This window comes from Algoriphagus sp., from assembly GCF_024305035.1.
In the GTDB taxonomy this organism is placed as follows: Bacteria; Bacteroidota; Bacteroidia; order Cytophagales; family Cyclobacteriaceae; genus Algoriphagus.
In genome coordinates, this window is the sequence record NZ_JAMWZB010000008.1 from 126,795 (window position 1) to 153,069 (window position 26,275).

Below are 26,275 nucleotides of genomic sequence, written 5' to 3' on the forward strand. Positions count from 1 at the left end.
GGATTAACTGTATTGGATTAATTCTATACCTTTTCTTACCAACTCCTGCACGGGATGCTTGGACACATCGACAAACTCACAAAGTGCCAAATCTTCCTCTACAATCTCATAAATACCCAACTCTTCCATTTCATCAAAGTCTTCGGCCATGATGGCTTTCAACAAATAAACCGGAAGGATATCCATCGGAGTCACTGATTCAAATACTCCTGTCTGCACAAAAGCCCGTTCTTCCCCTCTTGCATTCGAGTCCAAAACATATTCTTTTTTAGGATTCAAAAACGAAAGTAAACCGAGCGCTCTATGGTAGCTAAGTTTTTTTGTGGTTGGCTTAGCCCAGCCCAAAAACTCATAATAATCACCTTCTGGAATGACTGTAATCTGATGGTGGTAAAAACCCAAATAACCTTCCAGTGCGATTTTCTCACCGGTAAGGACATTACCAGAAATGACACGTACATGGCCACTATTGAGATTTCCCTTAACAAAAGTAGAAACCGAAGAACCCAAAGTTGTTTTCACATAGACCGCTTTAGTCAATTCTGAACCAGTTAAGGCAATCACTTTGGTCGCGTCATAGACTCCCTCAACCACCAGTTTACCAATCTGAACCACCCCTTGCGGACTGATCGTCCAAGCGATCTCTCCCTTATTAATTGGATCCAAATGATGGATCTGAACTCCTACGTTTCCTGCGGGATGCGGACCAGTAAATTGATTGATTTGAACGCCTTTCGCTCCCGAGAAAATAGCAGGAACTGATTTAGACCCGTCCACATTCAAATGAACTTTTCCCGAAGTCAATTTAACCAAAGCATCCAATCCTGCTTGAAAATACTGATCCTCACCCTGTAAGGCAAAACCCAAGTCAGGGGCAAGCGGATGGGTGTCAAAAGCAGAAATGAAAATAGCTTTGGGAGTATCCTCCGGATTGGCAACTACGCCAAAAGGACGCTGAATCAAATTTGGCCAAACGCCACTTTCGGCGAGTCTTTCAACCAATTGAGGACGTTGGATTGACTTGAGATCAATTTTACCAAGGTTTTCTCGGGCGACTTCTTTGTCAGCCAAAATCTTGATTTCAAGCAATTTTCGCTTTTCTCCTCGTTTGATTTCGACGATTTCGCCGGAAACCGGTGCCACATATTTGACCTGATCCATGGCTTTATCAAACAGGATCGGGGTACCGGCCTTTACGGTATCTCCCTCTTGAACAAGGACTTTGGGCCGCTGAAGACCAATAAAATCCGTAGGCTTAATGGCGAAAGTTTGAGCGGGGGCAAAATCAGCAAGCTCTTGCTTGGCTTTTCCTGCCAGGTTGATGTCAAAACCTTTCTTAAGCTTCACTATTTTAGACATATCTGTTTTTGAACTATGAGCTTTTGAAAAACGCCTCAAATCTAATAAATAACCTTATTATTTTGAGGCGAAAAGAACTTTTATCTTTGAACTTTCTCGGGAGTGGCCTTCCATTTTTCCAAATGGTGAATTTTGGATTTAAGCCGGAAGCACATTTTCCTCCAACGACTCTAGGTGGGTTTTGACTTGTTCCATGAGCCACATTGGTGTGGATGTGGCTCCACAAATCCCCACCTTATCTGTAGGATGAAACCACTCAGGGTCGAGCTCTGTTTCGTTTTCGATGAAATAACTTCGAGGATTTTGGCTTAGACATACTTGATAAAGGGCCTTACCATTACTACTCTTTTTACCGGAGACAAATAAAATTACATCATTTTCTTCTGCAAACCGCTGAAGTTGAGGCTCTCTATTTGAAACTTGGCGACAAATCGAATCATTGGCATTAAAGTCAACTGAAGTTAGTTGCCCTTTTGCAGCTTTGATCCGTTCCTCGATTTTTTGAGATATTTGATAAAAGCCTTTGGTACTTTTGGTGGTCTGGCTGAATAAAGTGACCGGGCGATTAAAATTAATTTTATCCAAGTCGGACTCTTCCATGACTACAATGGCTTTTTCCAGCGTTTGTCCAGTCAGTCCAATCACTTCTGCATGGCCTTTTTTGCCATAGATGACAATCTGCCCTTGCTCCCGCTCCATCTTATCAAAAGCTGTCTTGACCCGATGTTGTAATTTTAGAACGACGGGACAAGAGGCATCGATGAGTTCGATATTATTCTCAATTGCTGTTTTATAGGTTTCAGGCGGCTCACCATGTGCGCGAATTAAAACCTTGCAATCATTGAGATCTGCAAGCTTTTCACGATCAATAACGACGAGGCCTTTTTCAGCCAATCGCTTGACCTCCATATCATTATGGACAATATCGCCAAGACAATATAATTTTTCGGATTGCTCCATCTCATCTTCTGCCATTTTGATGGCAAATTCGACTCCGAAGCAATACCCGGAATTTTTATCGATGGTTACCTGCATAATCTTTTTGTGTTTCAATTTTCTGCTGTGCCAAATGCACGATCTGTGCCACTTGCGCTTCAAAACTTATATGACTCGTATCAATCTCCACTGCATCTTCCATTTTTTTCAATGGGCTCTCTGTTCTGGAGGAATCGATTCGATCTCGCTCAGCCAGATTTTTTTGAATTTGATCTAAGTCAACCAAATCTCCCTTTTCCAACAGCTCCTGTTGTCTGCGATAGGCCCTTGTCTCCAAGTCCGCGGTCATAAACACCTTTAATTCAGCCTCCGGAAAAACAACGGATCCGATATCTCTCCCATCCATCACCACTCCTTTTTTCTTACCCAAACGCTGCTGCTGTGCTACGAGTTCGGAACGGATTTCCTTCACTTTGGCTAGCTCACTCACTTTCTCAGATACGCGCATGCTTCGGATTTCGTTCTCTACATTGAGTCCGTTCAAATACGTTTCTTGCTTTTGAGTATCTGGATTAGGATGAAAAGTGATTTCCAGATTTTTCAGCCCTTTGGTTACGTCACGAGGATTGGCAGGATTTAGGTAATTTTCTAAAAAATAAAGGGTTGCTGCCCGATACATGGCACCCGAGTCAATATAAGTGTAGCCCAAATCTTTTGCTACGGCTTTGGCGGTGGAGCTTTTTCCACAACCCGAGTACCCATCAATGGCAATGACTATTTTCCCCATTTAAAAAAGGATCCAGTTCGGCTTTTTAATTCAGTTGCAAATATAGTAGTTTTAATCCAAACGAATTTTGGAGAGAAGAATATCCCTCTTTTTATTTTCCTGATTTAACTCACATTTTCATGATTTGTATTGCACAATTTGTAGACATTCCACACCGAAGAATTTACCCGGTAGAACTTAAAATCAATCATGGGAAAATTGCTAGCATTCAGCCGACTTTTGCCAGAGGAGATCTCCCCTTTTTGCTACCTGGTTTTATCGATGCGCATGTTCATGTGGAATCTTCAATGCTAGTCCCTTCCGAGTTTGCCCGATTGGCGGTAGTTCACGGTACGGTGGCCACTATCTCCGACCCCCATGAAATCGCCAATGTCTGCGGAGTCGAAGGAGTCAATTACATGATCGAAAATGGAAATAAAGTCCCGTTTCATTTCTTTTTTGGTGCACCGTCTTGTGTCCCGGCGACGCCTTTTGAAACCGCTGGAGCGGAAATCGATGTGAAGGGTATCGAGGGGCTGATGAGCCGCCCGGAAATTCTTTACCTCGCAGAGATGATGAACTGGCCAGGCGCTGTCAATCAAGACCCAGTGGTCATGGAAAAAATAAGGATCGCCCAGAAATACGGCAAACCCATCGACGGGCATGCACCGGGATTGATGGGTGAATTGGCAGAAAAATATGTCAAAGCTGGGCCAAGCACCGACCATGAATGCTTCACTTATGAGGAAGCGTTAGGCAAAATCAAACTCGGGATGAAAATCGCCATTCGGGAAGGTTCGGCGGCTAAAAACTTCGAGGCCCTGATCGACCTGATTGATGAGTACCCGGAGATGATCATGTTCTGCTCCGATGACAAGCATCCAGACAATCTGGCGATCAGTCATATCAACGAACTCGCAGCGCGGGCAATCGCCAAAGGAAAAGATCTTTTTGATGTACTGAAAGCAGCATGCCTGAATCCCATCGAACATTATTCCTTACCGGTGGGCCAACTTAGAGAAGGCGATCCTGCTGATTTTATTCTGGTGAAGGATCTGGAAAAGTTTGAAGTCCTTGCCACCTATATCAAAGGCCAAAAAGTAGCTGAAGCCGGAAAGACCCTGATTCCCCGGATCAAAAATGAGGTGATCAACAACTTCCACACTTCCTTTAAGAAGGAGGAAGATTTTAGACTTTCTGCTTCAGGGACAAAAGTAAGAGTCATCGAAGCTTTGGACGGGCAATTGATCACCCCTGAGATCGAAGGAGAAATTTTAATACGAAACGGTTTTGCGGAATCCAATCCGGAAAAAGACATCCTAAAAATCACCGTCGTCAATCGGTATGAAGATGCTCCTCCTGCGGTAGCTTTTATCAAAAATTTCGGAATAAAAACCGGAGCCATTGCTTCTTCAGTGGGACATGACTCCCACAATATTATAACCGTGGGAATTGATGATGCATCTATTTGTAGAGCAGTCAATCTCCTGATCGAGACAAAAGGCGGCGTATCGGCAGTTTCGGGAGTAAAAGAGGAAGTCTTGCCTCTTCCTGTTGGCGGCATTATGTCTCCCGAAGACGGCTATCAGGTTGCGGGAGCCTATACCCGGATCGACCGAATGGCCAAGGAAATGGGCTCCACCCTAAATTCTCCCTTTATGACCCTGAGCTTTATGGCCTTGCTGGTCATTCCGGATTTGAAGCTGAGTGATCAGGGGTTGTTTGATGGACGGAAATTTGAGTTTCGTAACGTATTTTCATAAGTTTAAATAAACTTATGAAAATACGTGAAAAAATACTTGCAAAACTAAAATCCCCCCCCATATTGCTATGGATCCAAATGGCCATCAGATCTATCTGAAAGACAGTAAGTTTTTCAATCTAAATTAATTTTAAAACTTAAACTTTAAAAACAATGAGAAAGTTATTTATTGGAGCATTTGCTCTTTCGCTATTTGTAATGTATAACCCGACACAAACTAAAGCTTATGACACATCAGTCTTTATGCCTGTTGCAACCATTTGTCCAAGTTTAATGCAGTATTATACTGTATGTGAACAATGGGGTATGGGATGTATGCCTAATGAGTGTGATAAGGAAATTGGAGGATAATTTATTTTAAATTTAAAGAGCCCTAAAGGGCTCTTTTTTAAGTTAGATAATGAAATTCAGATTATTAGTCATAGCAATTCTCTTTGGATGTAGTGTAAATGAAAAGGGTGGAATAAAACCAAATCAAGCAACAGTTACTTTAATAAACTTAGACCAAACCTTTACAAAAGACTTTTTGGATCTCTATAATCTCAGTGATTTAATCGAATTAAAAAACTCAGAAGATATTTTTCTAACCAATATTTTTAGACTTCAAGTCTTTGATAAGGATTTATATGCCTTCGATGATAGTTTTAGTATACTAGTTAGATACAATTCAAATGGAAAAATTCTCAACCGAATAGGAAAAATTGGCAACGGGCCAGAAGAAGTTCCGCAAATATCTGATTTTTCCATAGATGAGGACGGAATTATCCATCTTGCAAGTGGGAATTCATTCAAGGTTCACAGATATTCAACGAAAGGGGACTATTTAGGCAATACCACAATCGGTGAACAAATGGATCAAATCTCAATCTTAAAAGGAAAATATTTCGCATCGCTTACTTACTTCAATCGATTTAACAAGAATCTGGGGATATTCAATTCAAATGGTGATTCGTTAAAAACATTTTTCCCATTTAAGGATGTCTTTCCCATCGGATTAACAAAAATTTCGGGACATCTTACAAGAAACAGTTCTGGAAAAATTCTATTCAATGAGCCTGCATCATCCATAATTTTTGAAATAAGTGATCTGTTGCAAATGAAACCAAAATACCAATTTATTTCTAACAATAGTTTATGGCCCGAATCAAAAAGACATGACTTAAACGACTATTTTGAAAAATTGGCATCCGCAGAAATAACTCATCTCTCTAGATTCTACGAAGAGACTGAATCCCACTTTTTCTTCTCCATCAATATGAAGAAGACCGGTATTAGGAAATACATAATTGATCCCAGATTTGGTTTCTTGGACAAAGCCACCAATAAAGTATACCTTTCAAATAAAGAAGATTTCATGGTCTTTTTCAGAGGACCGTACGCGGCAAATGGCAATTCATTCTATTTGATCATTCCTAAATTTGAACTCAATAAAATCGCCAAAGAAAATAATCGTTGGAGTCAAGAATTAAACGAATATAGTCTTAAACTGAATGCTCAAGAAGAAATGGATTCGCCCATAATTTTAAAGTTTCAAGTTCGGGATTTGGAGGATTAACTTCTTGTTTTACTGGTTTTTCGAAAGCTGCATCCAATCAATCAGCTATCTCACTTCTGTGGATTAAGGACAGCAAGGCGCTAAAAAACAAACCCTTCAGGTTTTCAAAACCTGAAGGGATATTTTTCTAAAACTCCGAAGTAAAGTGAAACTCAATCTCGGGATAATTGTCCTGCACCATCTGAAGCCAAGCTTTAGATTCGGCCATAAAGACCAGTTTTCCGTCTTTGTCATGCGCGATATGACGATTTTTTGATCGGACAAATTCGTCGAGTTGTTTCTTGTCCTTACTGCTGATCCAGCAGGCTTTGTACAGGTTCATCGGGTGAAACTCCACCGTGGCATTGTACTCGTTTTTCAAGCGGAACTGAATTACTTCAAACTGAAGCTGGCCCACCGTACCGACCACTTTTCGCGAACCCATGTCAAACGTAAACAGCTGGGCTACTCCCTCTTCCATCAGTTGCTTCAGGCCCTTTTCGAGCTGTTTGGTTTTCATCGCGTCCTTATTGACCACTTCGCGGAAAATTTCCGGGGAGAAGCTCGGAATACCGGTAAAAACCATGTTTTCCCCATCGGTCAGGGTATCTCCGATTTTAAGATTCCCGGTGTCATACAAGCCGACAATATCTCCAGGGAAAGCCTCATCGATAATTTCCTTATCCTGCGCCATAAACTGAGTCACATTGGAAAAACGCAAAGGCTTCGTACCACGGACATGGTTGTAGGGTTTGTTTCGCTCAAATTTTCCAGAGCAAATCCTTAAAAAGGCAATGCGATTCCGGTGATTGGGGTCCATATTGGCGTGGATTTTAAACACAAAGCCCGAAAATTTCGGTTCATCTGGGCTCACTTCCCGAAGGTCCGTTTGACGGCTTTTGGGAGCAGGAGCGATCTTGATAAAGGTGTCGAGCATTTCATTGACTCCAAAATTATTCACTGCCGACCCAAAAAATACCGGTGCTACTTTTCCCTCTAAATATTCCTTTGGATCAAAATCCGGATAGACACCCTCAATCAGTTCCACATCTTCGCGAAGCTGGTCGGCGGGATTCTTCCCTATCAAGCTATCCAATTCTGCATCCTCCAAGTTTTCGAAAACCTGACGGTCATCACTGAGTTTTCGCTGGGAAGGGGTGAATAAGTTAAGTTTCTTTTCGTACAAGTTATAGACCCCTTTGAAGCTTTTGCCCATTCCGATCGGCCAAGAAAGCGGACGAACCTGAATATTCAATTTAGCCTCCACCTCATCGAGCAAATCGTAAGGATCACGACCTTCCCTGTCGAGTTTGTTGATAAAACAGATCACGGGTGTATTCCGCATACGACAGACCTCCATGAGCTTTTCGGTCTGAATCTCCACGCCTTTCACGCAGTCGATGACCATAATTACCGAATCCACAGCAGTCAAGGTCCGATACGTATCCTCGGCAAAATCCTGGTGCCCAGGCGTATCGAGGAGATTGATCTTGATGTCTTTGTATTCGAAACCCATGACAGAGGTTGCCACGGAGATCCCCCGCTGCTTTTCAATCTCCATCCAGTCGGATTTGGTGGCTGTGTCGATTTTGTTTGATTTGACGGCACCGGCAGTATTGATCGCACCACCAAAAAGAAGCAATTTTTCAGTCAAGGTGGTCTTCCCTGCATCCGGGTGGGCAATGATGGCAAAGGTTCTTCGCTTTTTGATTTCGTCTTTCAAACTCATGGGCATTGGATTTCAGCCCGCAAAGGTAAGGAAAAGGATTGACGAAATCAGGGAATAAGCCCCTTTGTAAAATCCTGTCTATTTAGTACTCTAAAATTCCTTCCGTTACAAACTGTTCGGCTCCTTCGAGTGTACTGTGCAGAATTATTCGAAAAGTCGTCCCTATCCCCGGTTCTGAAGAGCGGACAAATATCCTACCTCCATGATAACTTTCAATAATTCGCTTGGCTAAGGTCAGCCCTAATCCCCACCCCCGCTGCCGGGTGGAATACCCGGGATTAAAAACCTTTTTAAAATTCTTTTTTTCAATCCCCTTCCCGGAGTCGGTAATATCTACGACCACAAACTTGTCGCTATCCTGTAAAATCTCAATGGTGAGTTTACCTTTCCCTTTCATGGCGTCCACCGCATTTTTGCAGATATTTTCGATCACCCATTCAAAAAGTGGTTTATTCATCATCGCTTCTAAATCACGAGCATCTGCCTTTATCTCAAATTCCACTTTGGTGGATATTCGTGGACGCAGGTAAGTGATGGTTTCTTCAATTACCGCAAATAGATTTTCGGCTTGAATCATAGGTTTACTTCCGATACTGCTAAACCGCTCGGTAACCATTTTCAGTTTGACCACATCCTTGTCCATTTCGGTGATGATCTCTTTATTTTCCTCCCAGACTGGAGAATTCCGCAAATAATCAATCCAAGCCATCAGCGAAGCTATAGGGGTCCCCAGTTGATGGGCAGTTTCTTTGGTCAACCCGGCCCAAACCCGATTTTGCTCTGCTATCTTACTTTGGTTAAAAAGTGTATACGCCAATACCCCAAAGATCAAAATTACGCCTAACTGGATGTAGGGGTAATATTTCAGATTCGTCAAAAGCTCGGAATTACTGTAATAGACCTTAATATCCGCCTCAGTCAAACTGATCGGCTCATATTCCGACTTCATTTCTTCCAGCTCTTTAAGTAGCGTTTTAGTTGAATCCTCTTTGCTGCTGTTTTTTCGGAATACGATATTTCTAAACTCAATGGGAGACAGCTCCGCATCCACCATGATGATGGGAATGGAATAATTTTGCTGGATGATCTCTTTGTTGATGAAAGTGAGGTTTTCGGCCGTGGTAGAGGCATATTCCAGTGCGCTGGATAGCAACTCGATTTGCCGCCGCTCCCGCTCACGCAGTTCCTCAACCAACCGATTGGTATACCAAATCGAACCCACACCAATTACAACAGAAACCAATACGACTAGCCATTTAACTTGTCTTCTATTTTGGTAAAAATCAATCGATGTAAGGTCCTGAATACGATTTTTCATGGAAGGGATAAGCACTTGTCAACAGCCTATTAACTGACAAAACTCATAGATAGTATATCTCAGAGATAGATATTTTCAGTTGGCTTTTCAAGGCAATTGTTAGTAAATTTAAGGTATTAATCTGAAGACAAAAATAAAAGAAACATATGAAAACGAACGACATAGGATTAGAGGTAAGAGACAGCAAACTGCTGGTAGAAAAGCTCAATAAACTGTTGGCTAACTACCAAGTTCACTATCAAAATTTACGGAATTTTCATTGGAATGTCAGTGGTCCGAATTTCTTTGAGCTGCATGCCAAATTTGAAGAACTCTACACCACAGCAAATGAAAGTGTAGATGAGGTAGCCGAGCGAATTCTTACCCTTGGCGGAAGACCATTTTCCTCCTACAGTGAATACATCGAGAACTCCAGTATTTCGGAGGCAAAAGAAGTGAAAGAGTCCAAAAAAATGGTGGAAATCATCAAAGAAAATCTCAACACTCTTTTAAATATTGAACGAGAAGTTTTGGAATCAGCTTCCGAACAGGCTGATGAGGGTACCGTCACGCTGATGAGTGATTACATCACCGCAAAAGAAAAAGTGGTGTGGATGCTATCTGCCTACCTTCGATAAAAATTAAAGCCGGGTCCAAGGACTCGGCTTTTTACTTTTCAATGGCTACTTTTAAGCCATTTCCACATGGTTTTGTAAGAGGGCTTTGTCCCATGCATTAAAATTCCAATTCGATAGATTCTTCCAGCAAACCATGTTGTCCCCAAAAAACCTAAAATCAACAGCGTCATAGAAAGGCCCAGTTCCCAAAAGGGAACTCCATAGCTAATTCTTCCCATCATCGCAATCGGCGAGGTTAAAGGAACCACTGAAAGCCAAAATGAGGTCGTACTATTGGGGTCCTGAAGTACAAATACGAATAATCCCATGTAGGCGACAATCAGCGGAACAGTTACCGGCAACATAAACTGCTGGGCATCAGAAGGTGCATCTACCGCGGATCCAATTCCGGCAAATAGTGCTCCATAAAGCAGATAGCCTCCTAAGAAATAAAAGACAAACGAACTGACTATACTGACAAAATCAATCCCTTCAATTACCTGAAGTATTTCACCAAATTCGGAAGAAGGCAGTTCATTACCAACCTCTAGTTTAGCCAATTCCATAGCCTGCTCTTGAGGCATTTGCATACCCAAATACCCTGTTACCACCGTTGTCAAAGTACCGATCAATACGATCCAGATCAGCAATTGCGTCAAGCCTACGCCAGCAATCCCTATAATTTTGCCAAGCATTAACTGGAAAGGCCTAAGAGAAGAAACCAAAATTTCAACGATTCTACTGGATTTTTCCTCAATGACCCCTTGCATGATTTGGGTGCCATAAATGAATATGAACATGTAAATCAGAATCCCCGCTAAAAATCCAATCGCATAATTAACGGTTGCATCTGAGACTTTTTCACCTCCCTGCTGGTCAAGAGTGATGGCCTTGATATCCACATTGGTTCGTACTTCGGTAATAATTTGGGGGTCAATCCCAGCTTCAAATAACCGCTGCTCTTCTATTTTCTTCTTTAAATTGGATTCCAAATAAGAAATCAAATTCATATTTGGGTTTTCATTTCCATAATAGACAATTCCATCCGGTTGAGTCAAGTCAAATTCTGGAATCAATAAGTATCCATAGCGATCACCGCTTTTCACCAATTCTTTGGCTTCCTCGGGATCCCGATCCGAAAATGAAAAGGCATATTGTTCAGAGCTTTCGAGAAAAAAAAGTTTGCTTTCATCCACTACTTCGATGATTCGAAGCGATTGGTTGTCTTTCTCCTCTAAAGCAATCCATACAAAAACGCCCATAATCGCCGGAAAAATCAAAGGAGTTAATAAGGTAGCAAGCAAAAAGGATTTTTTCTTAACCCTAGATAAATACTCCCGCTGAATAACCAGCCAAATTTTATCCATGATGCATTGATTTGACTTGATGAATAAATATTTCTTCCATACTCGGCACTAATTCTTCAAATCGGACAATCTCCCCGTAATTCATCAATTCGCCGAGCAGTTGATTGGGACTTTTCCCGCTCAGTGGCAAGGTAAAACTCCAAATCCCATCTGTGGATTTGGCTGACCACTCTGTCGGGATTTCCTTCTTGGGTTGGACTAGTGAAACGGTAAATACCTCAGGTCTAAAGCTGTTTTTAACTTCTCGAATCGTACCATCCAAAATTTTATGGGAGCGATTAATCATGGCGACCTGATCACAAAGCAATTCGACTGATTCCATGCGGTGGGTGCTAAGAATCACGGTGGTTCCCTGCCTTTTTAATTCCAAAATTTCATCTTTTATGATTTCAGCATTAACCGGGTCAAAACCTGAAAATGGCTCATCCAATATTAATAGTGGAGGGTTGTGTAAAATAGTGGAAATGAATTGGACTTTCTGTGCCATGCCTTTGGAAAGGTCCTCTATTTTCTTTTCTCTCCAAGTGAGCATGTCCATCTTTGAAAGCCAGCGGTGAATCCGCTCTTTGGCCTCAGACTGACTCAGTCCCTTCAGTCGCGCAAAATAAAGCATCTGATCCCAAACTTTCATTTTCTTATAAAGCCCACGTTCTTCTGGAAGGTAGCCTATTTGAGAAATGTGTTTGGGATTAAGCTCCACTCCATCGATCAAGACTTGCCCAGAGTCGGCATCAATGATTTGATTGATGATTCGAATGAAGGTAGATTTTCCAGCTCCATTTGGGCCCAGGAGTCCAAAAATCACTCCTTTTGGCACCTGAAGATCCAAATCGGTAAGCGCTCTATTTTGCCCGTAAGACTTGTTGAGCTTTAAAGTTTGTAGCATCGTAAAAATTATTCGACCGTCAGAGACCCCACACCCACATCTAAAATCAAATCCAATAATCTCGGGTCATTGGCCGTATATCCTTTGGTAACATAGGTTTCATTGTCAATGACTTTGAGGTATTTGGGCAGAGAAGTTCGACACATGGCTGTGGTTTTAGCTTTGATTTTTATTGGGAAATTTTCTGGTGGCAACTTGAGTCTAAGTGTCCCTGCTCCTACGGCAGCAATCACCTGAGAAGTGGAGGACATCCCAGTGCTGAAGTCCAGATCTATGTTACCATAATTGACTTCAAGGATGATCGTTTTGGCATTGGTAAAATTTGCATGATGAACGCTGACAGAACCCATATTCAAGGTCACAAGCAAGGTATCCATTTGAACCTGATTGGGATTGTCACTGCTGTAATCAATCTGCACATCTGCACTTGCACTTTTAATTTTAAGTTGAGTGATCGGTAAAAAAGCTAGGTCAAACTCGGATTTACCCATTCCCAAATTGAAATCCAAATGATAGAGAAAATTGGATACAAGCCCCACATCCCATGAATGTCCAAAATCTGTATTGCTTCCAGAAAAAAGTTTTGATGTAATGCTTTTGCCTAGATTTTCAGACTCGATATTCTTATGAAGGAGACGGGCTTCTAAAACATTATTCTCAACCTGATGATAAAAAGTTGGGATAATGTTCACTTGCTCCAAATGTCCATGAATATTGATAGGTTCAGAAGCTCGAATTCGTTTAAGCTTGGTGAGACTTTTGTAGGTTGAAAAATTTAAATATACTAGATCAAACCCATTTTTTTCGGGAGTCTTGTATTCTTTGACGAGCTGTGCTTTACTGACACCTATCCCCCATAAAATCCCCAGAAAAACTAGACAGAATTTTCTTAGCATACGGATAGCTTACGACTTGAATAGGAAAAGGTTTTTCAAAAATATGAAAAAAGCCAGAAATGAATCTGGCTTTGTCTCTATTAGAAAAACTCCTTCATTTTATCAAAGAATGATTTCTCTGATTTTCCGGGATCAGGGATAAAATTTTCGGAATCCCGTAGGCCTTCCAAAGCAATTCTTTCCTCTTTAGTCAGATTCGTTGGCGTCCAAATGTTAACCATGATCAACTGGTCACCACGTGTATATCCATTAATATCCTTAATCCCCTTTCCTTTGAGACGAAGCATTTTTCCGCTTTGAGTACCTGGTTCAATTTTGATTTTGACCTTGCCTTCAATGGTAGGCACTTCAATTGAAGCTCCAAGTGCTGCATCAATAAAAGACACGTACAAATCGTAGATTACATTATTCCCATCGCGCTGAAAGGTGTTTTCTTCTACTTCCTCTATAACGATCAACAAATCTCCGGGAATGCCACCGGGTATTTCATTGCCTTTCCCTGACATACTCAGCTGCATTCCTTCTGCAACTCCTCCGGGAATGTTGATGGAAATCACTTCTTCTTTAATCACCAAACCTCTTGAATCGGCATCGGCCGGTTTTTTATCGACAATCTGTCCGCTACCTCCGCAGACTCCGCAAGTACTTGCCGAAACCATCTGTCCGAGCATGGTGTTGACGACTTTTTTGATTTGACCGCTACCCTGGCACGTTGAACAAGACTTAAAAGTCACCCCTGGTGCGATGACATGTCTTTTTACTTTTATCTTCTTTTCGACGCCATTGGCGATTTCTTGGAGATTTAGCTTGAGTTTCACTCGAAGATTGGTTCCTTTTTTGGTTCTGCGACCTCCGCCTCCACCTCCAAAGAAAGAGCCGAATCCACTACCTCCAAAGATATCTCCGAATTGGGAGAATATGTCTTCCATATTCATTCCACCTCCTCCGAAGCCTCCATTTCCTCCTAATCCTTGATGACCAAATTGATCGTAGCGCTGACGCTTTTCTGAATTGCTAAGAACCTCATAGGCCTCAGCTGCCTCTTTGAATTTTTCTTCAGCTTCAGGATTATCTGGATTCTTATCCGGATGATATTGGATAGCCAACTTACGGTAGGCCTTTTTTATTTCCTCCGCTGATGCTGACTTGCTGACACCTAATACTTCGTAATAATCTCTCTTTGCCATATTATGCTCCTGTCACGACTTTGGCAAAACGGACAACCTTGTCTCCAAGTGTGTATCCTTTTTCAACCACGTCTATTACCATTCCTTTCATTTCATCACTTGAGGCAGGGACCTGTGTAATCGCTTCCTGTGTATCTGCATCAAAGGGTTTCCCAATAAGATCATCCATGGGTTTAAGTCCCTTATTTTCGAGAATTCGAAGCAGCTTTTGAAATACCAATCGATTTCCTTCAATAATTTTCACTGTGTCGGTTTCTTTTTCCCCTGCTTTAAAAGCTCGCTCAAAGTCATCCACCACAGGAATCAGATCTCTTAACACATCCTCAGAAGCTGTTTTGATCAAATCGAGTCGCTCTTTTGCATTACGCTTTCTGAAATTTTCAAAATCAGAATAAAGTCTCAGGTATTTATCCTTTACCTCAGCGAGTTCTGCTTCTAATTTTTCTGAAGCATTCGATTCTTCCTTTTCCTCCACCTGTTCTTCAGGCATAGTTTCCAAAGTTGAAGTTTCTACCTCTGATTCTGCGGATTGAGAATTTTTTACCTCTTCTGTTTCTTCTTTCTTATTTTTCATACTTAATAAATGAATTCATTAGCTGGCCTTCACTTGTGAAACAATATTGTTGCCACTCTGGAAATACTGACAAACTGACACCTCACGCTGTTTGAATGGCCTGCCAAATCAGATCTTTTAATTTTTCCAGGTTAAATTGGGACACTGAGGAAATGAATAAGCTGGGTATTTCCCTTGGCAATTCTGCTTTCATTTCCTCCATCAGTTCTTCGTCAAGCATATCTGATTTGGAAATCGCAAGAATTCTTTTTTTATCCAGTAATTCCGGGTTGTATTTTTCAAGCTCTCCAACAAGAATCTGATACTGTTTCTTTAAATCAGCTGCGTCAGCTGGAATTAGGAACAGTAGGATAGAATTCCGCTCGATATGCCTTAAAAATCGGATCCCAAGTCCTTTCCCCTCTGCAGCCCCTTCAATAATCCCCGGAATATCAGCCATAACGAAAGATTTATCATCTCGATAACCCACTACTCCCAAATTGGGGACTAAGGTTGTAAAAGGATAATCCCCAATTTCAGGTCTAGCAGCAGAAATAGAAGCCAATAAGGTGGATTTCCCAGCGTTGGGAAACCCTACAAGGCCCACATCAGCCAATAACTTTAATTCAAGAATAATCCATTCTTCGATCCCAGGCTCACCGGGCTGAGAATAGTGTGGAGCCTGATTGGTAGCTGATTTAAAGTGATCATTTCCTAATCCACCTCGTCCACCTTTTGTCAAAATGACTTCTTGTCCTTCCTCTGTTATTTCGCAACGAACCTCCCCAGTTTCAGCGTCTTTGGCCACGGTTCCCAAAGGTACTTCCAGAATCACATCTTTACCATCTGCTCCCGATCTTCTTCCGCCCTCACCTGATTTACCCGACTCTGCAATAACATGCTTTTTATATTTTAAATGGAGCAAGGTCCACAACTGGGCACTCCCGCGCAAAATAATGTGTCCTCCACGCCCCCCATCTCCCCCGTCGGGACCACCTTTAGGAACGTGCTTTTCCCTTCTGAAATGCAATGAACCTGCTCCTCCGGCACCTGACCGAGAGCAAAATTTTACATAATCTATAAAGTTGGAATCTGCCATAGTTTTCAAACTAAAAAGGCTAAGCATACTAGCTTAGCCAAGTTTTGATTACAAAATTACTAAATTAAATAGGATCAATAGCTATCAATCACATGAGCAATGTCATTGAATATTCCCTGGATGGTCCCCACTCCATTTATTTTAGTGAATTTACCTTGCTTTTCGTAGTAGGCTGCCACGGGGAGCGTCTCTTGAAAGTAAACCGAAATTCTGGTATTGATTTTCTCTTCGTCCTGATCATCCACTCTTCCGGAGGTTTTGCCGCGTTCTTTGATCCTTTCTTTCAAAACTGACTCAGGAACATCCAGGGCTATCATCCCTGAAATACTCATATCATGCCTTTCTAACATGGAATCAAGGGCTTGGGCTTGGGCTGTGGTTCTAGGAAAGCCATCAAAAATAAACCCTTTGGTATTTTTCGATTCGGCTATTTTCTCCTCCACCATGCTTATCACTACTTCATCCGGAACTAACCTTCCCTCATTCATGTATTTTTTAGCCAGTTCACCTAAAGCGGTTCCCTCTCCTAGGTGCTTTCTGAAAAGATCTCCAGTTGAAAGATGAGTTAAGTCATATTTTTCAATAAGCTTTTCACTTTGAGTGCCTTTTCCTGCACCCGGAGGACCAAATAAGACGATATTATACATATTCTTTTATTAATTTTCCTTCAGACCAGCTGATAAATATCCGGTAAATTCCTTCCCAATCCATCATAATCCAACCCGTATCCGACAACAAATTTATTGGGAATTTCAAAACCCACATAATTAAGTGGGTAATTAAACTGAAATGCCTCAGGTTTGAAAAGCAAGGTAGCAACCGAAATACTCGAAGGGGCATGTGAGTTAATTTGATTCAAAAGGAAATTCATACTGATCCCTGTATCCACAATATCCTCAACGATCAAGACATGTTTACCTGAAAGATCCTCGTTTAGTTCCATTTTTTTCTCGATAGATTCAGAGGACTGCAGTCCCTGATAGGAAGATATTCTCAAGAAGCTAAGTTGAGTAGGCACGGTAATATGACGGCAAAGGTCAGCCAAAAAAACAAATGCACCATTAAGAACTCCGACAATAATCAACTCCTTTCCTTCAAAATCTTCTGAAATCCGATTTCCTAAATGAGCAATTTTGGATGCAATTTCCTGCTTAGAAATATATATTTCAAAGAGCTTCTGATTTATTTCTTTCTTCATTTTAAAGATTTTTCATGAGAAAACGATGCATCTGAATCATTCCATCAAGGTCTGATAAAGACACCTTTTCATCTGGGGTATGAACCTGGTCTTCGGGCGCACCGACAAAACACCAATCAATGGCATAGGGAGAAAACTGGACCTCTCTCCCATCACTCCCTCCGTATTCTTCAACTTCTAATTGATAAGGAATACCGCTTTGGTCGGCCAAGTTAATGATTTGGTCCAAAAATCTTTTCCGAGGGATAAATTTGTCCCTGATTGAAATAGCCACTCCCTTACCCGATCCTACCCCCTCAGTAACCCAGGTAATATCAGATATAATCGCTTGCTTAATGGGTTGGTTTTCTTGGATAAATTTGAGTAAAAAAGGCATACTTCCTCCTCCATGTTCTTCATAGGTGGAAAAAACAACCCAACCATCTTGCAATTCCTCACAAACTTTCAACGCAGAATAAACCCCAATTCGATTATCCAAATAGGCTGCTTGAATAAATTGTTCGTCTATCCTAATATTTTGCTCAAAGGCTAAACGCGTTCCCCGATCGATTTTTCTGGGAAAGTCATGAAATATGGCATCATCCTGAATTTTTAACCGACATCTAATTTCTCCTAAACTATCCATTCCTACCAAAACACTCCCATCGATTAACTCTGGTCCACCCACCGGGATCAGCTGATTCTCATACCTTACCATAAAACCAATGGTGTCCATATGAGCAAACAATCCAGTTCTGGGATTCCCAAACTTTAACAGGATACAGTCATGGAATTCATCCCCTGCATAAACTTCAGGTAAAACATTCCATGATCTTTTCCGTTTGGCAATGTATTGAAGTAAAAAGTCTCGGGTAGGAAATTCTTCTCCAGAAACCCCAAACTGATTTAATAAGTCAAACAATAATTTCATTTTGGCATCAATTGTGTTAATTAAATTTTGTTAATTGCTAGCTAGAAGCGAATAAATTTAATTGATCAATTGCCAATTAAATAATTTATCTAGATTTGTATTAACTTAAAAGTTTATAAATTTGTAACTCACATCAATCAAACACTTAAAATTTGAACAAAAATTTTTTGTTATGAAAAAACTAATACTCTCAACACTTATGGCAGGAGCCTTGGCCCTCGGCGCTAACGCTCAGGACTATGACAAATGGTCTCTTGAATTGAATGGCGGTTTTAATAAACCGATGGCTCCTTTGGCGCCCCCATTCTTATCTCCCACTTTGAATCTTGGACACGTAGACTTCGGTGTGCGTTACATGTTCAATGAAAAATTCGGGGCCAAATTGGACTTTGGATTTGGTTCGTTTAAAGAGGCAGGAGGGGATTCCCAAAGCCCTGCATTTGATACCAAATACAACAGACTCAATCTTCAAGGGGTAGCCAACCTAGGAAGAGTCCTCAATTTCGAATCCTTTAGCAGATCCTTCGGTTTGTTGCTACATGGTGGTGCAGGGATTGGTTTGGTCAACCCAGAACTAAATACCTTCAATGATTTTGACGACAATGTCTATACATTAATCTTCGGAATTACACCTCAGTTAAAACTTTCTAACAACATTGCGCTTGTCGGAGATATTTCTACCATTCTAAATGGTCGCCAAACGGTTACTTTCGACGGCGATGCGGCGATTAGACCTAGTACTACCAATGGATTTTACGGAGCTAATGGTACCTGGTGGACAGGTACAATCGGTTTAAATTTCTACCTGGGTTCAGCTGAAGAGCATGCCGATTGGTACATTGCCGCTGATAAGTACGCAACTAAAGAAGAGCTTGCTTCTCAAATCAACGGCATCAAAGATATGCTTAAAGATTCTGATGGAGATGGCGTTCCTGATTATTTGGACAAAGAGCCAAACACTCCTGCTGGAGCACGTGTAAATTCTTCTGGATCAACTCTTGATTCTGACGGAGATGGCACACCTGATCACGTGGATGAGTGTCCATTCTTACCTGGTCCTGCATCAACTAACGGTTGCCCAGTGGAAGAGGTAAAAGAAGAAGTGGATTACTTAATGAAAGCGATCAATGATGGATACGTCAACGTATACTTTGCATTTGATAGTGCTAAGCCACTAGGGTACTCAACCAGTGCTGCTAATTATGTAGCGAATTTCTTAAAGAGAAATCCAGGCGTGAATGTAGAAGTTAAGGGATATGCCGATGAGTTAGGCCCAGAAGACTACAACATTAAGTTATCTGAAAGCAGAGCTAAGTCAGTATATGATCTTCTAGTAGCTGCTGGAGTAGATGCCTCAAGATTGTCTTATAAAGGTTACGGAGAAGACACTAGCGTAGATAAATCATCTGCGGATGCGCGACAGATGGCCAGAAGAGCTAGCTTTGAAGTGAAATAATTTACCAAGATTAAATAGTCAAGCCTGATCCAGTTGGATCAGGCTTTTTTTTGTGCCCAAAATGGGATTTCATGAATATTCTATACCTTTGGGCACACCCTTAAATTAAATTGAAGATGAAAAAAATTCTTACCCTCTTGTTCTTGATCGGTGCAATAGGCTCAGCCAACGCGCAGAAAGAATTTAACAGATGGTCCTTTGAAATCAATGGAGGATTCAATAAAGCGATGTCCCCTATCTCCCCTCCTTTTCTCACTCCAACGCTAAATGTAGGCACCCTTGATATTGGGTCTAGATATATGATCAATGAAAGATTTGGTCTAAAGGGAATTATTGAAGGAGGTAATTTTTCAAGCCTAAGAAAACAAACTCCTTCCTTTCAAACTAATTACCTACACTTTGGTGCTATGGGGGTAGCCAATTTAGGTCGAATATTTAAATTTGAATCATTCACAACACGATTTGGACTATTGGGCACTCTAGGGTTAGGAATAATAAGGTTGAAATACGTAACAACTCCTCTTCCTTTTACAAAACCAGAGTATAGTCAAGTAATTAAGTCAGGTATTTCTGGGATTTATAAAATCAACAGAAAGTTATCATTATCTGGAAGGGTAGACTTGAATTTCAACGGGCGCCAAACGTATACATTTGATGGAACAAGATATAACGCACCTGAACCTACTTTTTTTCCCACCCCCCCTTACATACATGCGACTGGCACTTGGTGGACAGGTACACTAGGCTTAAATTTTTACCTTGGCAAACATGAACAACATGCGGATTGGTATATCGCCCCTGACACCTATGTAACAAAAGATGAACTAGAGAGCCAAATAGGTGAAATTAAAGATATGCTCAAAGATTCTGATGGGGATGGAGTTCCAGATTACCTGGATAAAGAGCCCAATACCCCAGCTGGTGCACGGGTTAATGCTCAGGGAAACACATTGGATTCTGATAAAGATGGAACCCCTGATCACCTGGACAAGTGCCCTTTTATACCTGGGCCTAGTAGTACTGATGGATGTCCGGTAGAAGAGGTGAAAAATGAAATAGATTATTTGAAGAAGGCGATAAATGACCAGTACTTAAACGTATATTTTTCATTTGATTCTTCAAAGCCTTTAGCTTATTCAATTTCTAGTGTCCAATTCATTTCTAACTTTTTAAAAAGAAATCCGGAGCTCAAAGTAGAAATCAAAGGATATGCAGATGAACTTGGGGGAGAAAATTACAACCTTGAGCTATCTGAAAAAAGAGCTGTGGCTGTATTTGAACTCCTGAGAGATTCAGGAATCGATGAAACACGTTTATCCTATAAGGGCTATGGAGAAGATACAAGTGTAGACAAATCATCGGAAAACGCTAGACAAATGGCGCGAAGAGTGAGTTTTGAGGCCCACCAATAAAAAATCTCAAATTAATTCAAACCCGGTTTCAGTCGAAGCCGGGTTTTTTCTATTAAATTCGAATCATGTTTATTCTTGATCAAACTCCCTCCATTGCAAATCAATTTATTGCGGAAATGCGAGACGAAACTGTGCAAAAAGATCGCATGAGGTTTAGAACAAACTTAACTAGACTTGGAGAAATTTTAGCCTATGAGATCTCAAAGTCTTTAACTATTGATACTCGAATAGTACGTACTCCATTAGGAAAAATAAACATTCAAATTCCTTCAGATCAGCTGGTCATTGTCTCTGTATTGAGAGCCTCCTTACCATTTTACCAAGGATTTATAAACTTTTATGATCAGGCGGAAAGTGGATTTATTGGTGCTTATCGAGAGGAAAAAAGCACTCCTGCCGATAACGAGGATATTCACATTAATTTGAATTACCTCGCATGTCCGTCTATTGAAGATAAGACGGTAATTATTGCAGACCCCATGCTAGCAACTGGAAAATCTTTTTTAAAAGCGATTCAGAAACTACTTGGGCATGGCAGGCCCAAGATCATTCACATCGCAGCTGCATTTGCTGCACCAGAAGGTATCGACCAAATAAAAAATAACTTGGAGATTCCGTATAGATTTTGGTTAGGTGCACTTGACGAAGGGCTAAACGAATTATCCTATATCGTCCCTGGACTCGGAGATGCGGGAGATTTAGCCTTTGGCCCAAAACTTTAATTATGATTCCATATCTACTATTGCTCATTGGCTTAGCCATTCTTCTTCTTGGTGGAAAATTCTTAGTGGATGGCGCCTCGGCTATTGCTGTGAAATTGGGGATGACAGCAGGATTGATTGGGCTTACCATAGTTGCGTTTGGTACTTCAGCTCCTGAACTTTTGGTCAGTGTAAATGCCGCACTTAAGGGCAACAGTGATATTTCCATAGGAAATGTAATCGGTTCCAACATTGCCAATATTGGCCTAGTTCTGGGTTTGAGTGGATTGTTTTACCCAATCTTAATTAAAAAAACACATTTGCGTTTTGACTATCCAGTTACTCTTTTGGTCACTTTTCTTTTTTTTGGCCTCTCTCTCAACGGTCTTCTTGGATTTTGGGAGGGATTACTGTTAGTAGGTCTTTTCATCCTTTTTAATGTCTATTTATTCAGGTCAAGCGATTCTTTCTTGTTGGAGTCCGCCGAAGGAGAAGAGGAGGTGGAGCAAGTTCAAGGTTACAGTTGGACCAAGGCTGTGATTTTGTTTTTTATTGGAATTGCCGGCCTGTATTTTGGATCCGAACTTTTGGTGTCCAATGCAGTAACAATTTCAAGAACTTTTGGGGTATCAGAAAGAGTAATTGGGGTTACCATAATTGCCATAGGCACTAGCTTACCCGAATTAATCACGTCCATCATGGCTGCAATCTCAAAGAAAACAGATTTGGCGATTGGAAATATTTTAGGTAGCAATATCATGAACATCCTTTCTATAATTGGAATTACAGCGGTCATTAATCCCATTGAAATTTCAAACGAATTTTTAGAATCTGATTTTATCTGGATGATAGGTATCAGCGTTTTACTCTTCCCTTTGATGAAAACTAAGCGTCAAATTTCAAAGGTAGAGGGAAGTGTTCTCTTGATGGCATATTTGGTATACCTATTCATGTTGCTATGAATGATTCTCTGATTACTTTATTCGGGATATATTTTCTTACCTTTTTCAAATTTATCGCCGGACCCGTTTTGGGGCATGCCGCAGGGTATAGTTCTTTAAAAATAGTGGGGATTACTGTTGCCGGAATGATGTCAAGTGTGTTGATTTTCGCAAATCTCGGAACGAAAATAAAAGCCTTTATTGCACTAAAATCTACCAAAAAAAGAGTCATTTTTTCAAAGAAAAATAGACGGATCGTTCAAATCTGGAAGAAATATGGCGAGATAGGCATTGCATTTCTCACTCCATTACTCTTAACCCCCATTGGAGGCACTCTAATTTTGGTTTCGTTTGGGACCAAAAAGCGTAAAATAATACTCCATATGCTTTGGAGTGCCGTACTATGGGCAATATTCTTCAGCCTTAGTCTGGAAAAAATCCTGAGAATCCCATTTTTAAAGTCCCTACTCACTTAAATCATTATCCGGTAAAATCTCGATATCCTGAATTAAAACTTTTTCTGAAATAGTTTGACCAGTCAAGGTCGCTGCCAAACCGCCAAGAGCAGTTTCTTTATATCTGCTTTCCATCGATGCACCTATTTCTCCCATCGCCTCAATACATTCATCCACGGGAATCACTGAATCGACCTGAGCCAAAGCAATCTGAGCAGAACTAAATGCAATACTAGCAGCACTTGCATTTCTTACTACGCAGGGAACCTCAACCAAGCCTGCCACGGGGTCACAAACCAGACCAAGCATACATTGGATGGTAATTGCAACTGCATTAAAAACCTGTTCAATAGTACCTCCCAGACAAAAAACAATAGCCCCAGAGGCCATGGCAGCAGCTGAGCCTGTTTCAGCTTGGCAACCTCCTACCGCACCTGCCAAACTCGCCTTTTGCTCAATGATTAAAGCAATCCCGGCTCCCACCAACAATCCTTTGATAATTTCCTGATCCGTAAGGTTATGAATCTCCTGAAGGGTGACCATGGTGCCTGGTAATATCCCAGAAGCACCTGCCGTAGGGGCTGCAACAACCCTTCCCATGCAGGAATTCACTTCTTTTGCTGCTAAAGCTCTTGAAATCAATCGTTGAAATTCGGGGGATAAAACCGGCAAGGAGTAATTAAAAACCTTTTTTGCCCCATTATCGATCATTCCAGAACGAGATTTCATTTCCTTGGTTAATCCTGTTTTCACTGCATCTTTCATGACCGAATAAGCACGTAACATCCCAGCATTTATTGACTCTGGGTTCGCATTTTTTTGCTCACATTCATATTCAATCACTGAATCGGGTAAACTCACGGACTGATCAATGCAATAGGCTTTCCAGCTCTTAAAACTTTCGAATAAAAAACACATAAGCTTTGGGTTTATTCTTTAAGGCAAAAGTACCACAAATACCGAATGAATACAGAAATGGAACATTCTTTTCAGAGCCCATCACCGGATTAAATTCCAAGCTAAAAATAGAAAAATCAACTTTTTATCATCATTCTAAACCCTTACTTTTAGAATAGAGTTTATAGGAATGATAGAATTTAATTCTAAAATCATGGCAAAAAAAGTACAGTTTATTTTCATATTTCCGATACTATTCTTTGTTATTGGTACTGTGTATGCCCAAAGGGAAGATGCAGGTAATTACGATTATGATCAAGAGGTAGTTTTTGGTCTTAATAAAAATACGAATGGAGGGCTAATCGGTGGTTTATTTTTTAAACTCGGCACCAGGCTTGATGACTCCCAGTTTAGTTTCCTTTCCCTCGAACTATCAAATGTAAAAAACCCAAAGGAAGTACGGTATAATACAGTTTTGGGAAACAGTTATATTTTTGGTAAGTCTAATTATCTGTATTCGATCCGGCCTCAATATGGACGGGAAGTGATTCTCTTTAAAAAAGCACCCAATCAAGGTGTTCAAGTTTCAGCTTTAGCAGGAATTGGGCCTTCCATTGGCCTTATTGCCCCTTATTATATCGAATATGCGCTTAATAGACTGGAAACAGTCCGCGAACAATATAACCCGGAAATTCATCAAAGTAGATTTAATATTCTGGGAACCGGGAGGTTATTTGAAGGCATTGGACAATCAGAATTTGCCATTGGAGCAAATTTCAAAGCTGCACTGAATTTTGAGTTTGGCGTATTCAGGAGTAATGTGACCGGTGTGGAACTTGGCTATCAATTAGAGGGTTTTACCAGAGAAATCCCGTTGATTTTGACTGTGGAAAATAAGCAGGTTTTTCAATCTGCTTATTTCACCTTCTATTATGGATTTCGAAAATAACTAAAATTGGGTATTCTGCCGTTTACCCTTAATTTTGTCCCAAATTTTAACCCCTATGATCGAATTACCAGTAATTTCTGAAGAAAGCACAAGGCGTAAAAAACCAGATTGGTTACGCGTCAAGCTTCCTGTCGGAAAAGAATATGCCAAAGTAAGAAAACTTGTTGACCAGCATAAACTCCATACGATCTGTGAAAGTGGCAACTGTCCCAATATGGGGGAATGCTGGGGAGCAGGAACGGCTACCTTCATGATCTTGGGAAATGTCTGTACCCGATCTTGTTCTTTCTGCGCGGTTGCTACAGGTCGACCACCAGAATATGACCAGGACGAGCCAAGAAGGGTGGCTGAAGCCATCAAATTAATGGGGGTCAAACATGCCGTGCTGACTTCTGTAAATCGCGATGAATTAAAAGACCGTGGAGCTGAAATATGGTATCAAACTGTCGTAAAAACCAAAGAACTATCGCCAGAAACAACCATAGAAACATTAATCCCTGATGTCAAGTCTAATTGGGAAGCCCTCTATAAGATGATCAGTGGTGGACAGGAAGTGGTATCTCACAACATGGAAACCGTAGAAAGTCTGTACAGAAGAGTGAGACCCCAAGCCAAGTATCAACGATCACTAGAGCAAATTAAGTTGACAAAAGAGTATGGAAAAAGGACGAAAACAGGCATCATGCTCGGACTGGGAGAAAATGAAGAAGAAGTTTATAAAACAATGGATGACTTAGTAGCTCATGGATGTGATATTTTGACATTAGGTCAATACCTTCAGCCAACCAAGATGCATATTGAAGTTGCTGAATTTATCCACCCGGATCTTTTTGCTAAATACCGTGAGGAAGGATTAAAAAGAGGCTTAAAGTATGTCGAATCAGGCCCTCTAGTACGCTCTTCGTATCATGCTGAACGTCATGTAAACGTATAAAATATGCTTTTTCCCTAAGCTAAAGTCCAGTTAACTCTGGACTTTTTTTTGGGGTTATTCGTAATTCGGTTGATTATTCCTTCCCCAAAAAGAAGGAAAAGGATTTTTCGCCATAGCGTGAATTATCTAAACAAAGCTATAAGCAACCAGAAACTTTCTTTTTGGTTCTATGATGCTTTTGTCTTTGGATTTAAAACACCAAAAGCCAACATTTCTGTTGGCTTTTTAATAATGTGGCGGCGACCTACTCTCCCGGGTGTAACCCCAGTACCATCGGCGCTGCAGGGCTTAACTTCTCTGTTCGGGATGGGAAGAGGTGGGACCCCTGCGCTAGGCCGCCTAAATTGGTAGAACTCAGGGCTGGGCAAAGCTGCCTCTTGGCCTCTCTTTGCTTGTCTCCTGACATCTAATTTCTTGTTGTCTTTAACATATCT

At 41.0% G+C, this 26,275-nt stretch carries 26 protein-coding genes and 1 rRNA gene; 11 read left to right on the plus strand and 16 right to left on the minus strand.

The features are described 5' to 3' along the window. Positions 1-3: 3 nt before the first annotated feature. From Q0L00_RS06215 to cmk, 3 genes are all read right to left on the minus strand, one after another. Positions 4-1,359 carry a Na(+)-translocating NADH-quinone reductase subunit A gene (locus Q0L00_RS06215; protein WP_297336000.1) on the minus strand — a complete coding sequence of 452 codons (1,356 nt, stop codon included), beginning with the start codon at positions 1,357-1,359 and terminating at the stop codon, positions 4-6. A 138-nt stretch (positions 1,360-1,497) separates the two neighbouring features. Continuing rightward, a complete protein-coding gene (locus Q0L00_RS06220; RefSeq protein WP_297336001.1) occupies positions 1,498-2,394 on the minus strand; it encodes a 4-hydroxy-3-methylbut-2-enyl diphosphate reductase in 897 nt (298 codons plus the stop codon). Beyond that, complete coding sequence (gene cmk / locus Q0L00_RS06225) at positions 2,375-3,082, minus strand: (d)CMP kinase (RefSeq protein WP_297336002.1); 708 nt, start codon at positions 3,080-3,082, stop codon at positions 2,375-2,377. Before cmk ends, Q0L00_RS06220 begins: the two co-directional genes overlap by 20 nt. A gap of 119 nt (positions 3,083-3,201) precedes the next feature. Here cmk and ade point away from each other — a divergent pair, with 119 nt between their 5' ends. The 3 genes from ade (at position 3,202) to Q0L00_RS06240 (ending at position 6,378) form a co-directional block, all read left to right on the plus strand. Continuing rightward, positions 3,202-4,824, plus strand: coding sequence for an adenine deaminase (gene ade, locus Q0L00_RS06230; protein WP_297336003.1), 1,623 nt, complete (start codon positions 3,202-3,204; stop codon positions 4,822-4,824). Positions 4,825-4,976: 152 nt separating this feature from the next. Further along, entirely contained in the window at positions 4,977-5,174 is a 198-nt protein-coding gene (locus Q0L00_RS06235) for a hypothetical protein (protein ID WP_297336004.1), read from the plus strand. A gap of 49 nt (positions 5,175-5,223) precedes the next feature. Beyond that, positions 5,224-6,378: a 6-bladed beta-propeller gene (locus Q0L00_RS06240; protein WP_297336005.1), complete on the plus strand. Its 1,155-nt coding sequence runs from the start codon at positions 5,224-5,226 to the stop codon at positions 6,376-6,378. 127 nt (positions 6,379-6,505) lie between these two features. Here the strand turns inward: Q0L00_RS06240 and Q0L00_RS06245 are convergent, their stop codons facing one another. Next, positions 6,506-8,086: a peptide chain release factor 3 gene (locus Q0L00_RS06245; protein WP_297336006.1), complete on the minus strand. Its 1,581-nt coding sequence runs from the start codon at positions 8,084-8,086 to the stop codon at positions 6,506-6,508. A gap of 82 nt (positions 8,087-8,168) precedes the next feature. Continuing rightward, a complete protein-coding gene (locus tag Q0L00_RS06250) occupies positions 8,169-9,404 on the minus strand; it encodes an ATP-binding protein (RefSeq protein ID WP_297336007.1) in 1,236 nt (411 codons plus the stop codon). Between the two features lie 146 nt (positions 9,405-9,550). Here Q0L00_RS06250 and Q0L00_RS06255 point away from each other — a divergent pair, with 146 nt between their 5' ends. Continuing rightward, on the plus strand, positions 9,551-10,021 hold the full coding sequence (locus Q0L00_RS06255) for a Dps family protein (protein WP_297336008.1): 471 nt from the start codon (positions 9,551-9,553) through the stop codon (positions 10,019-10,021). Positions 10,022-10,059: 38 nt separating this feature from the next. Here the strand turns inward: Q0L00_RS06255 and Q0L00_RS06260 are convergent, their stop codons facing one another. The 9 genes from Q0L00_RS06260 to Q0L00_RS06300 form a co-directional block, all read right to left on the minus strand. Further along, a complete protein-coding gene (locus Q0L00_RS06260; RefSeq protein WP_297336009.1) occupies positions 10,060-11,367 on the minus strand; it encodes an ABC transporter permease in 1,308 nt (435 codons plus the stop codon). Further along, positions 11,360-12,253, minus strand: coding sequence for an ATP-binding cassette domain-containing protein (locus tag Q0L00_RS06265; protein WP_297336010.1), 894 nt, complete (start codon positions 12,251-12,253; stop codon positions 11,360-11,362). Before Q0L00_RS06265 ends, Q0L00_RS06260 begins: the two co-directional genes overlap by 8 nt. Before the next feature lie 8 nt (positions 12,254-12,261). Beyond that, positions 12,262-13,149 (minus strand): hypothetical protein, encoded by an 888-nt coding sequence (locus tag Q0L00_RS06270; protein ID WP_297336011.1) that lies wholly within the window; start codon positions 13,147-13,149, stop codon positions 12,262-12,264. An 80-nt stretch (positions 13,150-13,229) separates the two neighbouring features. Beyond that, positions 13,230-14,336, minus strand: coding sequence for a molecular chaperone DnaJ (gene dnaJ, locus Q0L00_RS06275; protein ID WP_297336012.1), 1,107 nt, complete (start codon positions 14,334-14,336; stop codon positions 13,230-13,232). 1 nt (position 14,337) lies between these two features. Next, a complete protein-coding gene (locus Q0L00_RS06280) occupies positions 14,338-14,910 on the minus strand; it encodes a nucleotide exchange factor GrpE (RefSeq protein WP_297336013.1) in 573 nt (190 codons plus the stop codon). 82 nt (positions 14,911-14,992) lie between these two features. Further along, complete coding sequence (gene obgE / locus Q0L00_RS06285; RefSeq protein ID WP_297336014.1) at positions 14,993-15,988, minus strand: GTPase ObgE; 996 nt, start codon at positions 15,986-15,988, stop codon at positions 14,993-14,995. A gap of 74 nt (positions 15,989-16,062) precedes the next feature. Further along, entirely contained in the window at positions 16,063-16,635 is a 573-nt protein-coding gene (locus tag Q0L00_RS06290; RefSeq protein ID WP_297336015.1) for an adenylate kinase, read from the minus strand. Positions 16,636-16,655: 20 nt separating this feature from the next. Then, the gene (hpt, locus tag Q0L00_RS06295; RefSeq protein WP_297336016.1) at positions 16,656-17,186 is read right to left on the minus strand and encodes a hypoxanthine phosphoribosyltransferase; all 531 of its coding nucleotides are present in this window, start codon (positions 17,184-17,186) and stop codon (positions 16,656-16,658) included. A 1-nt stretch (position 17,187) separates the two neighbouring features. After that, positions 17,188-18,096, minus strand: coding sequence for a M20/M25/M40 family metallo-hydrolase (locus tag Q0L00_RS06300; protein ID WP_297336017.1), 909 nt, complete (start codon positions 18,094-18,096; stop codon positions 17,188-17,190). Between the two features lie 172 nt (positions 18,097-18,268). Here Q0L00_RS06300 and Q0L00_RS06305 point away from each other — a divergent pair, with 172 nt between their 5' ends. The 5 genes from Q0L00_RS06305 to Q0L00_RS06325 all read left to right on the plus strand — a co-directional run bounded on the left by Q0L00_RS06305 (position 18,269) and on the right by Q0L00_RS06325 (position 23,082). Then, positions 18,269-19,552, plus strand: a complete 1,284-nt coding sequence (locus Q0L00_RS06305) for an OmpA family protein (protein WP_297336018.1) — start codon at positions 18,269-18,271, stop codon at positions 19,550-19,552. A 116-nt stretch (positions 19,553-19,668) separates the two neighbouring features. Continuing rightward, a complete protein-coding gene (locus Q0L00_RS06310) occupies positions 19,669-20,964 on the plus strand; it encodes an OmpA family protein (protein WP_297336019.1) in 1,296 nt (431 codons plus the stop codon). Positions 20,965-21,029: 65 nt separating this feature from the next. Next, complete coding sequence (gene upp, locus Q0L00_RS06315) at positions 21,030-21,686, plus strand: uracil phosphoribosyltransferase (protein ID WP_297336020.1); 657 nt, start codon at positions 21,030-21,032, stop codon at positions 21,684-21,686. A gap of 2 nt (positions 21,687-21,688) precedes the next feature. Then, entirely contained in the window at positions 21,689-22,627 is a 939-nt protein-coding gene (locus Q0L00_RS06320) for a calcium/sodium antiporter (RefSeq protein ID WP_297336021.1), read from the plus strand. Then, entirely contained in the window at positions 22,624-23,082 is a 459-nt protein-coding gene (locus Q0L00_RS06325; protein WP_297336022.1) for a hypothetical protein, read from the plus strand. The genes Q0L00_RS06320 and Q0L00_RS06325 overlap by 4 nt, the downstream gene beginning before the upstream one ends. On the opposite strand, the gene sdaAA is transcribed toward Q0L00_RS06325, so the two are convergent. Next, positions 23,071-23,979 carry an L-serine ammonia-lyase, iron-sulfur-dependent, subunit alpha gene (sdaAA, locus tag Q0L00_RS06330; RefSeq protein ID WP_297336023.1) on the minus strand — a complete coding sequence of 303 codons (909 nt, stop codon included), beginning with the start codon at positions 23,977-23,979 and terminating at the stop codon, positions 23,071-23,073. The genes Q0L00_RS06325 and sdaAA overlap by 12 nt on opposite strands. A gap of 193 nt (positions 23,980-24,172) precedes the next feature. Here sdaAA and Q0L00_RS06335 point away from each other — a divergent pair, with 193 nt between their 5' ends. Further along, positions 24,173-24,907: a hypothetical protein gene (locus tag Q0L00_RS06335; protein ID WP_297336024.1), complete on the plus strand. Its 735-nt coding sequence runs from the start codon at positions 24,173-24,175 to the stop codon at positions 24,905-24,907. Between the two features lie 55 nt (positions 24,908-24,962). Then, a complete protein-coding gene (lipA, locus tag Q0L00_RS06340; protein WP_297336025.1) occupies positions 24,963-25,841 on the plus strand; it encodes a lipoyl synthase in 879 nt (292 codons plus the stop codon). A gap of 231 nt (positions 25,842-26,072) precedes the next feature. On the opposite strand, the gene rrf is transcribed toward lipA, so the two are convergent. Then, positions 26,073-26,184, minus strand: a 5S ribosomal RNA gene (gene rrf, locus Q0L00_RS06345). Positions 26,185-26,275 lie beyond the last annotated feature (91 nt).